The 14799-nt window shown below is 70.9% G+C and carries 15 protein-coding genes; 8 read left to right on the forward strand and 7 right to left on the reverse strand.

Annotated features, from left to right (window positions below; translation table 11 throughout):
• Positions 1-121: 121 nt before the first annotated feature.
• From ABT014_RS26525 to ABT014_RS26535, 3 genes are all read right to left on the reverse strand, one after another.
• Positions 122-403, reverse strand: a complete 282-nt coding sequence (locus ABT014_RS26525; RefSeq protein WP_350641709.1) for a hypothetical protein — start codon at positions 401-403, stop codon at positions 122-124.
• Between the two features lie 85 nt (positions 404-488).
• Complete coding sequence (locus ABT014_RS26530; protein WP_350641710.1) at positions 489-1034, reverse strand: hypothetical protein; 546 nt, start codon at positions 1032-1034, stop codon at positions 489-491.
• A gap of 31 nt (positions 1035-1065) precedes the next feature.
• Complete coding sequence (locus ABT014_RS26535) at positions 1066-1515, reverse strand: helix-turn-helix domain-containing protein (RefSeq protein ID WP_350641711.1); 450 nt, start codon at positions 1513-1515, stop codon at positions 1066-1068.
• Positions 1516-1739: 224 nt separating this feature from the next.
• On the opposite strand from ABT014_RS26535, the gene ABT014_RS26540 reads away from it, so the two are divergent.
• Positions 1740-2282: an RNA polymerase sigma factor gene (locus tag ABT014_RS26540; RefSeq protein ID WP_350641712.1), complete on the forward strand. Its 543-nt coding sequence runs from the start codon at positions 1740-1742 to the stop codon at positions 2280-2282.
• 54 nt (positions 2283-2336) lie between these two features.
• On the opposite strand, the gene ABT014_RS26545 is transcribed toward ABT014_RS26540, so the two are convergent.
• The 3 genes from ABT014_RS26545 to ABT014_RS26555 all read right to left on the reverse strand — a co-directional run bounded on the left by ABT014_RS26545 (position 2337) and on the right by ABT014_RS26555 (position 5298).
• Positions 2337-3461 carry a sulfite oxidase gene (locus ABT014_RS26545; protein WP_350641713.1) on the reverse strand — a complete coding sequence of 375 codons (1125 nt, stop codon included), beginning with the start codon at positions 3459-3461 and terminating at the stop codon, positions 2337-2339.
• 103 nt (positions 3462-3564) lie between these two features.
• Positions 3565-4140 carry an HD domain-containing protein gene (locus ABT014_RS26550; protein WP_350641714.1) on the reverse strand — a complete coding sequence of 192 codons (576 nt, stop codon included), beginning with the start codon at positions 4138-4140 and terminating at the stop codon, positions 3565-3567.
• A gap of 21 nt (positions 4141-4161) precedes the next feature.
• The gene (locus ABT014_RS26555) at positions 4162-5298 is read right to left on the reverse strand and encodes a helix-turn-helix domain-containing protein (RefSeq protein WP_350641715.1); all 1137 of its coding nucleotides are present in this window, start codon (positions 5296-5298) and stop codon (positions 4162-4164) included.
• A gap of 200 nt (positions 5299-5498) precedes the next feature.
• Between ABT014_RS26555 and ABT014_RS26560 the strand changes: the two genes are divergently transcribed.
• The 7 genes from ABT014_RS26560 to ABT014_RS26590 all read left to right on the forward strand — a co-directional run bounded on the left by ABT014_RS26560 (position 5499) and on the right by ABT014_RS26590 (position 13901).
• Positions 5499-5924: an ATP-binding protein gene (locus tag ABT014_RS26560; protein WP_350641716.1), complete on the forward strand. Its 426-nt coding sequence runs from the start codon at positions 5499-5501 to the stop codon at positions 5922-5924.
• 213 nt (positions 5925-6137) lie between these two features.
• A complete protein-coding gene (fxlM, locus tag ABT014_RS26565; protein WP_350641717.1) occupies positions 6138-7355 on the forward strand; it encodes a methyltransferase, FxLD system in 1218 nt (405 codons plus the stop codon).
• Between the two features lie 46 nt (positions 7356-7401).
• Positions 7402-7569 (forward strand): FxLD family lanthipeptide, encoded by a 168-nt coding sequence (locus ABT014_RS26570; RefSeq protein WP_350641718.1) that lies wholly within the window; start codon positions 7402-7404, stop codon positions 7567-7569.
• A 98-nt stretch (positions 7570-7667) separates the two neighbouring features.
• A complete protein-coding gene (locus ABT014_RS26575; protein ID WP_350641719.1) occupies positions 7668-10733 on the forward strand; it encodes a lantibiotic dehydratase in 3066 nt (1021 codons plus the stop codon).
• Complete coding sequence (locus tag ABT014_RS26580) at positions 10730-11914, forward strand: lanthionine synthetase C family protein (protein WP_350641720.1); 1185 nt, start codon at positions 10730-10732, stop codon at positions 11912-11914. The genes ABT014_RS26575 and ABT014_RS26580 overlap by 4 nt, the downstream gene beginning before the upstream one ends.
• A gap of 14 nt (positions 11915-11928) precedes the next feature.
• Positions 11929-12777 carry a thiopeptide-type bacteriocin biosynthesis protein gene (locus tag ABT014_RS26585; RefSeq protein ID WP_350641721.1) on the forward strand — a complete coding sequence of 283 codons (849 nt, stop codon included), beginning with the start codon at positions 11929-11931 and terminating at the stop codon, positions 12775-12777.
• The gene (locus tag ABT014_RS26590) at positions 12774-13901 is read left to right on the forward strand and encodes a hypothetical protein (protein ID WP_350641722.1); all 1128 of its coding nucleotides are present in this window, start codon (positions 12774-12776) and stop codon (positions 13899-13901) included. The genes ABT014_RS26585 and ABT014_RS26590 overlap by 4 nt, the downstream gene beginning before the upstream one ends.
• A 258-nt stretch (positions 13902-14159) precedes the next feature.
• Here the strand turns inward: ABT014_RS26590 and ABT014_RS26595 are convergent, their stop codons facing one another.
• Entirely contained in the window at positions 14160-14777 is a 618-nt protein-coding gene (locus ABT014_RS26595; RefSeq protein ID WP_350641723.1) for a TetR/AcrR family transcriptional regulator, read from the reverse strand.
• Positions 14778-14799: the final 22 nt, after the last annotated feature.

Raw genomic sequence — 14799 nt, forward strand, 5'->3', positions numbered from 1 at the left:
TTACCGGCGGGTGTGCTCCGGCCGCCCGGGGCGGAGGTCCGGGGAGGCGCTGGGGGAGGGGGTGGGCGCGCGGGGCGGGGTGGGGCTGGACGGGCGGCGCGCGGGTGGGGCGGCGCGCCGGTCATCGGTCCGGGCGCTTGTCCGGCCGACCGCGGGGTGGGCGGCCCTGGTCCCGGCCCGGGCCGGAGGTGCGGGCGGCCGGTACCCGGGCGGCGACCAGGCCGGGCGCGGCGCCGGAGCCGTGGGTGGGTGCGGCGGTCGGGGTCAGGCCCCGGACCGGCACGGTGGTGCCGGGGAGGGTCAGGCCCCGGGCCTTCCAGCGGTCGAGGAGTTCGTGGTAGATCGGCTCGCTGGTGCAGGTGGCCGCGCCCGGGCAGCCGGGGACGGGGTCGCTGGTGTCCATCTCGCTCCTCTGAGCTCGGGTCCGTCCGCGGGACGGGGCTCGTTGGTGGTCGACCGGTGCGGTGGAGCCGTGCAGGATCGTTTCTTCACCCCTCCCGGCGGGGGCCGTCGCCCGGACGGGTGCCGTCGCCCGGGCGGGTGCCGGTACGCGGCGGGGGCAGCCGGGGATCCGCCTCCGGTCGCCCGGCCATCACCTCGCTGACCAGGCCGTTCCAGTCCGCCGCGAGGTCGGTGAACTCGGCCGAGAGCTCCGCGATGACCAGATGGGCCTGGGACAGGTCGCTGCGGGTCTGCGACAGCAGCCCGAGCAGGGAGTCCACCCGCAGTTCGAGCGCCTCCTGCTCCCGTACGCGCCGGTCCAGTACGGCCAGGCGCCCCTCCAGGGCCCGGCGCTGGAGGGTCACCTCCTGCTGCTCGGCCGCCACCACGGCGAGGTGCCCGAAGAGCCGGTCGCTGGTGGTGCCGATCCAGCGGTTGATCCGGAAGAGGGCGATCTCGGTGACCACCAGGCCGGCGAGCAGGCAGCCGGCCAGGGACGGGACCCAGGGCGCTCCCCAGCCGCCGACGGTGCAGAGCGCCAGGCCGACGACGGGAACGAAGAGTCGTGTGATCGGAGCTGCGAACCTTGCCACGCTGACCTTTCACCTCCAGAACGGCACGCTGTCATCCCGCCGCCTCTTTCCGGTTCTCCTGCTTCTCCTGCTGCAGATCGATCGCCTGCGCGATGGTGGCGAGGAGGAAACGGCGGATCACCGGGTCGGTGACACCCCAGGCGTCGGCCGCTTCCTCGGGACTGATGGGGTGTGAGCGTACTCGCACGGGAAGATTGTTGGCGGAATCTGCGGAGATAACGCCTCCGCGTACCAGAAGGTCGCGCAGTTCGATCCGGACGGCATCGGCAATTCGTTCGAACTGCCCGGGGTGGGGGAGCGTTTCGCCCCTGAGCATGCGGCCGACCGCGGACGCGCTCATGCCCACGTCGTCGGCCAGTGCCTTTCGGCCGCCGGCCCCGGGCCGCAGGTCGTAACCGGCCCGTTCGGCCGCCGCGTGCACCGCCGCGCCGAACCGGCGGGCCGTTCCGGCGTGTTCCGCGCCCTTGTCCATGGATGCCATGGCGGAAGGTTACCGCGCTGCATGTCCTGGACATGCAGGCATGCACGCTCGGGCATTGAGCATTCTGCCTATTTCGGACCATATTTGACGGGTTATTGGCCCACGTTTTGCCTTGCACGCATGCAAGTCACCCTGTTAGCGTCTCCGATCACCCTGACGAGGGCGTCGCGCCGTACTGCCGTACTAGGGAGGCCGTCCTGACATCCTGTGACGTCGACGATCTGATGTCGACATTGATCGATCACGCCCGAGCCGGTGACCCGGTGGCCTGGAGCGAGTTCTACCTCCGCTACCGCGCCCCGCTGGTGAGTTACCTGCTCCGGCGCACCAACGGCGACCGCGCGCTCGCCGAGGATCTCACCCAGGAGACGTTCGTCCGCGCGATGCGGGCGATCCGCGGTTACCGGTGGACCGGGACCGATTTTTCCGCCTGGCTGATGACCATTGCCAGGAACCTGCTCAACGATCACTCCAGGAGGGCGATGAACACGGAAATCCCGGTGCTGGAAGTGCCGGAGCGGGATTCCGGGGTGAGCGTCGAAGGGCTGGTCATCTCCGCCTTCGAATCGGCGGAGAGCACCGCCCGATTGGAATTCGCCATGACAAAACTCACCCGCGCCCAGCGCGAAGCGCTCCGGATGCGCTACTGGGACGGCCTCACCGCACAGCAGATCTCGCAGCGCACCGGGAAGGGGGTCGGCGCGATCAAGACCCTCGGCTACCGCGCCCGGGTACGGCTGCGCCAGGAGCTCGCCCAGTGCCCGTGACCCTCCGTGCCTGCCGTGCCCGCAGTGCTGGAGCCTCGGCGGTCGGTGCGGCGGTCACCGGCAGGCGACCGGGACCAGCTGGACCGCGTTGTTGCCGAAGCCGCCCCGGGTCCACCGCTGCCGGACCGGCTGGGTGCGCCCCTCGGCGTCGGTCGCGCGGGCGGCGAGCAGGTGCTCGCCCGGTGCGGCCGTCCAGGGGCAGCGCCAGTGCCGCCAGGCCCACGGATGCGGGCCGGGCGGGTCCAGCTCGGCGTCCTGCCAGCTGAGGCCGGCGTCGGCGCTGACCTCGACCCGGCTCACCGGCGCGTGGCCTGACCACGCGCGCCCCTCCAGCAGCAGCGGGCCGGGGCGCACGACCCGGGTGCGCGACATGAAGTCGGGGAAACCGGGCGGGATCAGCAGCGCCCGGGGCGCGATCCTGGTGACCGGCTCGCCCGGATCGTCGGCCGACTGCCGGTAGCGGTACGCCACCGCCTGCTGGAAACCGGTGAACGGGGTGTCGGTCAGCACGATCTCGCGCAGCCACTTCACCCCGGCCATGCCGTACCAGCCGGGCACCACCAGCCGCAGCGGGCTGCCGTGCTGCGGCGGGATCGGGCCGCCGTTCATCCCGTACGCGACCAGGACGGTGCGGTCCGGGTCGAGCGCGACCTGCAGCGGCAGGCTGCGGCGGTAGTCCTGCTCGACCCCGCGCTCCACGCCGTGGTCGGCGCCGGTGAACACGGCCTCCACGGTGCCCGGCGCCAGCTCCGCGGCGGCCAGCAGGGTGCGCAGCGGTACGCCGGTCCAGTCCGCGGTGCCCACCGCGCCGTCCAGCCACGGCTGGCTGACCGGGCGGGGCGACAGCCGGGCGCGGCCGTTGCCGGCGCACTCCATGGTCACCCGCACGGTGACCGCGGCGAGCGAACGGAGCGCGGCCAGGCCGAGGTTGAGCGGCGTGCCGACCCGGCCGTGCACGGTCAGCCGCCAGCGCGCGGCGTCGGTGGCCGGGATGTCGTAGTGGGTGAGCACGTAGTGCAGCCCGATCGAGGTGACCTCGTGGCGCAGCGCCTCCAGCGGCAGCGCGTGGTTGCGGGCGGCGAGCGCCAGCTCCTGCGCGCCGATCCCCTCGCCCGCCCCGGCGACCCGGGCCGGGGCGCTCACGGCCGCCATCCGCGGCGCAGGGTGCCCGGCGTTCATCTGCCCATTGTCGCCCCACCCCGCCCCCCGGGCACCCGGGGGCGGCAGCGGGCTCGCGCTCGACCGGCAGCCGCTGCCGGAGATCGCCGTCACCTCGTATCAACTAGCGAAGGTACGTGCGCTGCCAGTCGGCCAACTTCATCGTCTGAGCTGCGTCGGCGAGAGTGATTGCCGAGGGCAGTTTCAGCTTGGCCCGGGTGCTGTCCACCCACTCTTGAGCTGCGGCATAGCCCTGCTGGAGGTACTCAAGTCCTTGGATCATGCACTCCAGCTTGTCTGCGTCGTGGGCGACTTGGACCTCCAACGATTCCCCGTTCTCGTAGTCGTGGACGATGGCGCTGATCCCATCGGCTACCGCCGGGTGTGCATCCGCCACCTGGTCAGCAGTCACGGTCTCGTTCGACTTGGTCTGGATGTATCGTCGGCCGACCCAGGGGATGTCGCCGATGCGTGTCTCTTGGGTGTCATGGAAGGTGCAGAGGAGCGCCACCCGTGCGGGGTCGGCGCCTTCCATCATCGCGAGCACCGCGCCGATGACGGCCGTCCTCCACGAGTGCTCGGCAATGGTCTCGGGATCCTTGATGCCGGCGATCCACCAGCCGCTGCGCTTCGCGCGCTTCAGGGCACCAGCTTCAAGGAGATAGCTGACAGTGCCTTCGGCTTCCTGGCGGTCGTTCACTGTGGTGGTCCTTCCTGAAGATCAGGTGGTCAGTCTCAGACCGTAGTGCAGGGAAACGAGCTCTTGTCGTGCTTGTGCGGAGATTCCGCCGGAGTCGAGTAGCGCCACCACACGCTCCTGAAGGCTCCGGCTGAGGTTGGGATCTGCGGTGAGAAGACCTCGACGAAGGCCGAGCAGCGCCCACACCGAGTGGACGTTGAGATCGATTGCGCCGACGCCGGGCTTCAGTCTGTCGGTGAGTCCGCGCAAGAGAGCAAGGGCATCCCAGGACTGTGCTGGAGTCGCGATCATGAAGTGATCATCAGCCTTGGGCAAGGAGTCGACCCCGAGCCAGTAGGCCCAGTAGTTCAGGTTGGCGGCCTCTCCGACCTCGTCGCCCATGCCGGTGGCCATGAAGGCGGCCAACGCGGCGTGATCGCCATGTCGGGTAAGTGATGTTGCGACGGACCGAGCGTCCGCCCAGTCCGGTGTCCAGCCGCGTGCCCGCGCCTTCGGTGGCCTGCGGCGTATTTCCGCAAGCCAGCCGGCGGTGTCGGGTGAGTCGTCGTACGAGCAGAGATACAGGGCCTGGCGACGGAGAAGCGCAGCCTCGTCGCCGGACCAGTGCGCGAGTTCGGCGGCCCTGCGCATCTGGCTGAAGAAGGCGTTCAGCTCGTCACGCGGAAGCTGTGGGCTGCTGGGGGTCGGTCCCCGACGCGGAGGCTTCTCCCTGACGGGCAGTGAGGCAGGGGAGGCGCCTGTAAGTGCCCAGGCCAGCATGTGAGTTGTGTCTCGGGTCAGCACCCAGCTGGCGAGAGGGTGTTCGTCGGCGTGTTGGATCGCCTGGTCGTTCACGACGAAGTTGATGAGGCTGTCCGCATCCAGAGCTTGGTCGAGCTGTGTGAGGAGGGTGGGGTCTCCCCCCAGGCGGAGCAGATTGCGCTTGATGACGCGAAGTGAGCCCGCTCGTGAGGAGTTGAGCGATCGGCGTCCTGACTCCCAGCCTTGGACTGTGCTCTTGTCAACCTGGAGAATCTCAGCTAAATGATCTTGAGATGCGCCGATCCGCTCCCTGATCTCCTTGAGCAGGTGGCCCGCGACCGCGCCGAGGCGCTGGCCGGGCCGGGGGCTGCTGGCAGTCAGTGCTTCGAGGCCCCGCGCCTCACGGTGAGCTGTCACTTCGCCACCAACCTCGCGTGGACAGGCGGATTACCCGTACTGGCAGTCAGTCCTCTTGAGCCCGTGCGAAGCGTAGCGTTTCTGTCACGAGACGCACAGTGATCGCGGCCCTGCGCTGGGGGCTGTCGCACGGTGCACGGTGACAGTACTTCACACGGTTCCGATGTCTGGCCCGATCGGAGTGATCCTGGGTGGTGAGCATGCGAGTCGCGCATCAACTGCACGTATGGGAGCAGGCATTCGACGCCCACCCGGCATCGGTGGCCGCGGCTCGATGTGAACTGCGCCAGACCCTGGCCGCGTGGGGCTGGACGGACTCCGGCCAGTACGAGGACTTGGTGCTGATCAGTTCGGAGTTGATCAGCAACGCAATCACTCACGCGAGTCGACCGGGTGACCGGGTGCACGTGCGCCTCCAAGAGATCGGTGGCGATTGCCGACTCGAAGTACAAGATCGACGGCCCGATTTGTTGCCACCGAGGACGCCACGTCCGCAGGGGGAGCACGGGCGCGGCCTTCTGCTCGTCCGAGGCCTCGCGAAAGACATGGATGTCGTAACCACGAGAGGGAGCAAGATCGTGTGGGCAAGAGTGCTGCTCGGGACTTTACCGGAGCGAGCCGCATGAAGGGCGGGCTACGCCGGGCGATTGGACTCGGCGCTGGCCGCCGACGCGCAACCGTAACCCGCCCTCCCTCGCGGCCCGCACAGTCTGCCGGCAGCCAGGCGACCTACGTCTTGCCGCGCAGTTCAGCACGGGCACGGAGCCGACCCCACGTTGTACGCCAAGCTGCACCTGCCGCCGCCCGGCGGCGACCCACCACAAGGAGACGCGATGACGATGACTACCGTTCCGTCCCCCGGCAGCACTGCCGAGGAGCTGCGCCGCGCGATGGTCGACCACCTGCGGGCCGAGGGGACGATCCGGAAGGAGCGTGTGGCCAACGCCTTCCTGGCGGTCCCGCGACACGCCTTCGCCCCGGAGGTGTCGTTGGCCGAGGCGTACGAGCCGGTCCAGGCTCTGGTGACCAAGCGGGACGAGAACGGTCTCGCGCTCAGCTCGGTGTCGGCCGCGCAGATCCAGGCGCTGATGCTGGAGCAGGCCGACGTGCGTCCGGGCATGCGGGTGGAGGAGATCGGCTCGGGCGGTTACAACGCCGCGCTGATCGCCGAACTTGTCGGCTCCGAGGGCGACGTGGTGACGGTCGACATCGATCCGTTCGTCACCGACCGCGCTGCCAAGTTCCTCGACGGTGCCGGGTACAGCCGGGTGACGGTGGTGCTGGCGGACGGCTCTGAACCCGTGGACGGTGGCCTGTTCGACCGGATCATCGTCACGGTCGGGGCCTGGGACCTGCCGTCGGCGTGGACCGACCGGCTGGCCGAGGGCGGGACGATCACCGTGCCGCTGCGGATGCGTGGCCTGACCCGGTCGATCACTTTCCGCCGTGACGGTGACCGGCTGGTGAGTGTCAGCGCGGAGGTGTGCGGCTTCGTGAAAATGCAGGGCGCTGCCGCGCACGACGAGTTCTTGGTGCTGCCGCGTGGCACGGCGGAGGTCGGGCTGCGCTTCGACGAGCTCGACCGCCCGGACACCGGCGCGCTCACTGGCGTGCTGGAGACGCCCCGGGTCGAGCGGTGGACCGATGTGACGGTCGGCAATCGGGAGCCGTTCGACTCGCTGTACCTCTGGCTGGCCGGCGTGCTGCCCGGCTTCGGCCTGATGTCCGTCGACCAGGAGCTGGACACCAAGACCGTCGCTCCGGCGAACAAGATGGCGTGCCCCGTCATCGTGGAGGGCGACAGCCTCGCCTACCTGGCGCTGCGGAAGATCAGCGAGGATCCGCTGAGGTTCGAGTTCGGGGCGCACGGCTTCGGCCCCGGCGCAGACCGCCTGGCCGACCTGATCGCCGAGCAGGTCGGTGTGTGGACGCGCGAGCACCGCGCCGGCGACGGCCCGACCTTCACCGCCTACCCGGCCGGCACGGCCGATGACCAGCTCCCGGATGGGCAGGTCATCGACAAGAAGGACGTCCGGATCCTGATCTCCTGGCCGTGACCCGCGGCCGGGCAATCGTGCACCACCCACATGGAGGGCAAGCACCATGACCAAGACCATTCTGGACACCACGACCGCGGCCGACGACTTCGAGTTGGACCTGCGGATCGTTGAGGGTGCCGACCCGGTGGCCGCGCTGCTGCGGTCCACCGACGACAACTGCGGCAGCACCTGCGCGGGCTCGGCCTGCGCCAGCGGCGGCGGCAACGTCTGACCCTTCCCCGTCCTGAGTGCCCCGAGGCCCGGTGTGCGGCCGACGCGCAGTAGTGCCGCACCCGGGCCTCGGCCTTGCCTGAATCGGAGGTGAACCACGTGTACCGCGTTGTGGGACCTGCTCTGATCCGCGCGGCCGCCCGCCCTCGCGATGCGGACCGCTCCTGGCCCGACCTCGCCGACCGTTCTGCCGCCGCCACTGCCGGATGGCGATCCTGGCTCCAGGATGCTCTTGCCGATCGGCAGCTGGAGGCCGCCATCGAGGTGGCCGCCGGCCAGCAGCTGAGCGCGCGGTTGCGTGCGGTGGTCGAGGGCGGGGACATCGGCGCGGCGCGGCTGCGCCGGCTGACGGCCACGGTGATGCGCTACGCGCTGCGCGGCCAGGGCCGGGCCACGCCGTTCGGCCTGTTCGCCGGCGTGACCACATGCCCTGTCGGTCCGCTCCCGGTCGCGCCGTGGTGGGGGCGGGGCCGGGCGGTGGCGCGGGTGGACGCGGGGTGGCTGGCGCACGCCGTGGGCCGGTTGGAGGAGCTGTTGGCCGACCGGATCCCGGTGGTGGCCAACCAGCTGCATGTGGTGCGCGGTGATCGGGTCGTGCTGCCGGTCACGCAGCACTCGGCCGGCGGATCGCCGGTCGAGGTGTCCGTCCGCGCCACCGGTCCGGTGCTCGCAGCCCTGGCCGGCGCCGAGGCGTCGGTGCCGGTGAGCGTGCTCGCCAACCGGCTCGCCGAGAAGTTCCCCCGCGCCCGGCCCGGCCAGGTGCGGGCGATGCTGGGCGAACTGGTCCGGCAACGGCTGCTGTTGAGTGCATTACGGCCGCCGATGGCCACCACGGATCCGCTCGCTCACCTCCTTACCGCCCTGGAAGCGGCGGGGGTGGGGGAGGTGCCGCATGCGGCCCGGATCGCGACCACACTCGGGTCCGTTCGGGCGGAGCTGGAGCGCCACAATCGGCTCGACGACCCTGCCAGGCAACGGGCGGTGCGGGCATCTCTCGCGGCGACGACGGCGGACCTGGACGGCGGGCAGCCGCTGATGGTCGATCTCCGGCTGGACGGCGGGCCGATGGTGCTGCCGGAGCCGGTCGCGGCCGAGGCGGCGCGGGCTGCCGAGCTGCTGACCCGGCTGAGCCCTCACCCGGGAGGAAACCCGGCCTGGCTCGACTACCACGCCCGGTTCCTCGAACGGTACGGGCCCGGCGCGGTGGTGCCGGTCGCAGACCTGGTGAACCCCGATACGGGCCTGGGCCTTCCCGCCCGCTACCGGGACTCGCAGCTCGCGCAGCCCGTGGCGCGCCTCGGGCGGCGCGATGCCCGGCTGCTCGCCCTCGCGCAGAAGGCCGCCGTCGAGGGCATGGTCGAAGTCGTCCTGGACGACCAGGCGGTGGAGTGCCTGGCCCCGGGACCGGTCCCGCAGGTGGTCCAGCCGCACGCCGAAGTGACCGTCCACCTCGCGGCCGCCGACACCCGGGCGCTGGCCGCCGGGGCGTTCACGGTGACGTTGGTGGCCGCGCCCCGCGCCGCCGGAACGACGGCCGGCAGGTTCCTGTACCTGCTGGACTCCGAGGCCCGGGTGGGACTGGCGACGGCGATCGGCGGGGCACCGACGCTCCGCGCAGATGCGCAGCCAGTACAGGTCTTGGTGCCGCCGCTGTTCACCCGGGTCGAGAACGTCGCCCGCGCCGAGGCGCTGCTGCCGGTGCTGTCGCTCGGCGAGCACCCGCCCGCCGGCTCGCGACCGCTGCGGCTGGACGACCTGGGGGTGTGCGCGGACGTGCAACGGCTGTGGCTGGTGTCGCTCACCGACCGCCGACCGGTGGAACCGCGTGTGCTCAACGCCGTCGAGTTCCGGGCGCACACACAGCCCGTCGCCCGGTTCGTGTGCGAGATCACCGGCGCCTTCACCCCCGTGTTCACCGGCTTCGACTGGGGCGCGGCCGGGAAGCTGCCGTTCCTGCCCCGCCTGCGGTACGGCCGGATCGTGCTCAGCCCGGCACGATGGAACCTCTCCGCAGCCGACCTGCCGTCTTCGAACGCGCCATGGGGCGACTGGGAGAAAGCCGCCCGCGGGTGGCTGACGCTGTACCGCGTGCCGAGCCGGGTACAGCTCACCCAGCACGACCTGAAGCTCCCGCTCGACCTTGACCGGTCGGAGCACCTGGTGCTGCTGCGTGACCACCTCGACCAGGAGAAGACCGCGGCTCTCACCGAGGCACCCACCGCGACGGCCAACGGCTGGTGCGGCGGCCGGGCGCACGAGATCACCTTCCAGCTGCACTCCACCCGCAAGCCGCTGCCTGTGACCCGCCGCCGCCCCGCCCGTGCCGTCGGCCACGGCGCCGGCCACCTGCCGTGGGCGTCGCGGTGGCTGTACGCCCGCCTGTACGGCAACCCCCACCGGGCCGACGAGATCCTGGCCCAACTGCCCGCACAGTTCGACCGGTGGGGGAACGAGCTCCTGTGGTGGTTCCTGCGCCACATCGATCCCGAACCACACCTACGGCTGCGCCTGGAGCTGCCGGAGGCACTGCCGTTCAACGTCGCCGGGGAACGGATCGGCGCCTGGGCCGCAGAGCTACGCGCGGCCGGACTGCTGACCCGGCTCCAGCTCGACACCTACCAGCCCGAGACCGGCCGATACGGCCACGATTCGGTGATGCATCAGGCCGAGGCCGTGTTCGCCGCCGACTCCCGGGCCGTTGTTGCCCAACTCGCCTTTCTCACACCCGAGCGGGCGCGCCGGCAGGCGGTGACGGCGGCGAGCATGGCTGCCATCGCCGCCGGACTGCTCGGCATCGACGCCGGAACACGGTGGCTGCTGGATCACGTCCCCCGCCACACCGACCAGACCCTGCCCCAGGCGATCCGCCGCCAGGCCCTCACCCTGGCCGACCAGCCGGGAAGGTGGCCGGCGCTGGAAACCAGCGCCCCGGGCCAGGCCCTGCTCCGGGCTTGGCAGGCGCGTGCCGTCGCCCTCGCCGAGTACCGCCGCCACCTCGACCAGCAGGGAGAGCTGGAGCCCGCCGACGTGGTCGCTTCCCTGCTGCACATGCACCACGTACGGGCGATCGGGATCGACCCTGACAGCGAACGCTTCTGCCACAGGCTCGCCCGAGCCGTCGCCCTCACCCGCACCGCCCGCACTCCCGAAGGAGCGGCACGATGACCACCACCACCGAGCACGCCGAGCTCGCCGGACTCCTCGCCCCGCCCGACAGCAACTCCGCCAAGTGGGGCCAGTCCCTGGCCAAGGGCGCGCCCGGCATCACCCTGCTCCACACCGTCCGCGCCGCCACCGGGCACGGTGGCTGGGACACGGTGCACGCCTGGATCGCGGCGTGCCTGCGCCGGCCCGTCCTGTCCACACCCGGGACCGGCCTGTACTTCGGCGCCCCCGCTCTCGCCTACGCCATGCGCACCGCCGCCCGTCTCGGCCCCCGCGACTACGAGGCACAGATCAGCGCACTGGACGCGACGATCGACCGCATGACCGAACGGCGCCTGGCCGCCGCCCACGAGCGGATCACCCGACTCGACCGGCCGATCTTCGCCGAGTACGACCTCCTCTACGGCATGACCGGCCTCGGCACCCACCTGCGCTCCCGCGGCGACGGCCACCTGCTGCGCGACATCCTCACCTACCTGGTCCGCCTCACCGAACCACTACGCGACCGACCCGGCTGGTGGACCGACATCGCCCCCTCCGGCGAATCCTCCCCCCACTACCCCGGCGGCCACGGAAACTTGGGCCTCGCCCACGGCATCACCGGCCCGCTCGCCCTCCTCGCCCTCACCTGGTCCGACGGCATCCACGTCCCCGGCCACCACACGGCCATGCACCGGATCACCACCTGGCTCGACTCCTGGCGCCAGAACACCGCCATCGGCCCGTGGTGGCCCGAAGCCGTCACACCCGCCGAATCCGCCGCCGGCCGCACCCGCCAGAAGAGCCCGCTGCGTCCCTCCTGGTGCTACGGCACCCCGGGCATCGCCCACGCCCAGCATCTGGCCGCCCTCGCCACCGGCGACCACGACCGCGCCCGCACCGCCGAACATGCCCTGCTCACCTGCCTCACCGACCCCCGACAGCGCGAGCAGCTCACCGACAACAGCCTGTGCCACGGCACCGCCGGAGTCCGCCTCCTCACCCACCGCTTCGCCGCCCGCACCACCGACAGCACCACCGCGGAACAGCTACGTACCGCCGCCGACCTGCTTCCCGTCCCACGCGCCACGCCCACCGAGCCGGGACTGCTGGAGGGCGCGGCCGGCATCGCGCTGGCCCTGCACGCCCTCGCCACCGACCAGCCCGTCACGGGCTGGGACACCTGCCTCCTGCTCACCTGATCCGGGAGAACACCGTGACCGAAACCCCCGAACCACAATGGCTCCAGGTCCACCTGCACCTCGCCGACCGCACCAGCGGCGAGCGACTCGCCGTCCGCGACCTCGCCCCCGCCCTGGCCATCCTCGAAGCAAACGGGACCGTCGCCTCCTGGCACTACCTGCGCAAGGGCGACCGTTGGCGCCTGCGGTACCTCCCGCCGCACAAGGACGACACCGACGCCACGATCACCGCGATGGACGCCGCGCTGGAGCGATGCCGCACCACCGGGATGATCACCGGCTGGACCGTGGTGATCTACGAGCCCGAGACCCACGCCTTCGGCGGAGCCGAGGGGATGGAGGCCGCGCACCGGCTGTTCCACCAGGACAGCCAGCAGGTCATGTCCTACCTGCACGCCATCGAAGCGGGCGAACTCGACGACCAACGGTCCGAACTGTCCGTCCTGCTCGCGGCCGCGATGATGCGCGGCGCCGGCCTGGACTGGTACGAGATCGGCGACACCTGGGCCAAGATCGGCACGAACCGGCCCACCGACCGGGACACCCGCGCCAGCACGACGCTGCGTAACGCCGCCGGCATCCTCCTCACGTCGGACACCAACCCCACCTCCGGCCTGATCGACGGTGGCCCGCTCGCCTTCGCCGAGCAATGGCTCTTCTACTTCACCGACCTGGGCCGAACCCTGCGCACCCTCACCGACGACGGCCGGCTACAGCGCGGCCTGCGATCGGTCCTCGCCCACCACTACCTCTTCCACGCCAACCGGCTCGGACTGAGCCACCAGCAGCAGGCACTGCTGGCCGCAGCCGCCGCCGACACCGTCCTCGAACTGCTCCCGGACCAGAAGGCAGCCGCCTCATGACGACCGTCATCCCGTCCGGCCCGCTCGCCGACGCCCTCGCCCGCCTCCCGCTGGTCCCCCGCAAACGAGCACTCGCCCTCCCCATGAACGACCGGATCAAGAGGCTCACCACCCTCGCCGCCTCGGCCGAGAAGACCGGCAACCTGATCGACGCGTCCGGCGTCCACAACCTCACCGCACTGCTCGCCGCCGACCGCGGCCTGCCCGACCTCGCACGAACCCTGTGCCACAACCACGCCGCCCTCTACCTCGCCCGCCGGCCACTCACAGCGGAACAGGCCTGCCTGGCCCTGGAACCGCTGGTCAACCTCGCACACCTGCTCACCCGCTCCGGTGACGGAGAAGCCGCCCTCGACCTGCTCGAACAGCTCGCCCACGCCGTCGCCACCGACCGTGACGCAACGTTGGACGGCATCCCGGTCCCACTCGCCGGCCTGACCGCCACCAATAAGGCCAGGGGACACGTCGCCGAGTGGCTCGACAACATCGTCCTGTACGACGGCGCCCGCGCCCTCGTACGAGCTAGGCGATGGGTGGACGCCTACCTGCACCTGAAGGCGGCGGACGGCGCACGAAGGATGTTCGACAGTCGCCAGATCGGCGCCGTCGCCATGGCCACTCAGGGCCATGTCGATCTTGCGCTCGAAGTGCTCTCCGGAGCGCCGACGGAGAAACCGTGGGAGGAGGTGGTGGCTTCCACGCTCGCGGTGGCGTGCATGCTCATCGCGAACCGCCCCTGTGCCGAGCAGGCGGACGGGATGCTCACCGGCCATCGGGCACTTGCCCTCCATGGCGAGATGCCGATCTTCGACGTTCGCCTGGCACTCTCGGTCGCCGACCTGGCCACAGCGGCCGGCTACGCAGACCAAGGCCGCCGGATCTTCTCCGACACCGCCGCGAGAATCCTCGAAATCCCCGAGGGCTACAGCGCCCACGACCTACTCGCCCATCCGCGCGCGCAGGACCTGGCGCACGCCGAACGCGATCAGCTCGCCGCGGTCGTCGCTGCGGCCGGTCTTGGGATAGGCCGTTTGTCCATCGACTTGGAAGACCGCATCTCCGCCGCGAACATGCTGGCTACGCAGGTCATCAGTCGCACACTCCGCCGCGGTGAGGTTGCATGACGGTGGGCCTGGGCAGCTAGGTTTCTCACCTTTTGATCTTGCCAGATACGCGATGCCGGTACTTGCGCATCTCGGCTGCAACTCCTTCGTCCGACTGATCGTCACCAGGTCTGCCGCCGGTCAAGTCTGGGACGATCATCTTGATGCTGACGGAACACTGCACTCCGGACCTGATGTCAACCTCTGGTGCGGATCGTGGCTGAAGTCCAGGCATGAACGATGAGTAGTCGCGGCGCCCCGCCCCGGGACGACCCGGGGCTACCGTTCGCCGGTCGGCCCGGGGCCGGGGGTCGCGGTCAGGCCGGTGACGTGGTCGGTGATCAGGTCGAGGATCTCGGTGATGCCGTCCTCGCCCAGGACCAGGAGGTTGAGGGTCAGGCCGTCGGTGGTCGCGGCGAGGTAGCGGGCCAGGACCTGGGTGGGGACGCGGAGTTGGATGTCCGCCTGGCGGCAGAGCCGGTCGAGGAGTTCGGTGTAGGCGGCGGAGTACAGCTCGTACTGGCGCCGGGCCAGGTGCTCGAAGCCGGGGCGGCGCAGGGCGTACTGGGTGAGTTCGTAGGTCAGCATGTGCTCGCCGGGGTGGGCGGCCACGTGGTCGCGGTAGGCCTGGAAGCCGGCCCGGATGGTCTCGTGGAGGGTGGCGCGGGGTCGGATCGCCTCCCGGACCACCGCGACGGAGTGTTCGGTGATGGTGGCGATGACGGCTTCCAGCAGGGCCTGCTTGGAGTCGAAGCAGTAGTGGAAGACGCTCAGCGAGACGCCGGCCTCCGCGGTGACGGACCGGGTGGTGGTGCCGGCGACGCCGTCGCGGGTCATCACCCGGATCGCGGCCTCGGTCAGCTGTCGGCGCCGGTCGGCCGACGGCATCCGTGCCATGGACTTCCTCCCGTGCTCCCGT

The organism is Kitasatospora sp. NPDC094015 (assembly GCF_040304075.1).
In the GTDB taxonomy this organism is placed as follows: Bacteria; Actinomycetota; Actinomycetes; order Streptomycetales; family Streptomycetaceae; genus Kitasatospora.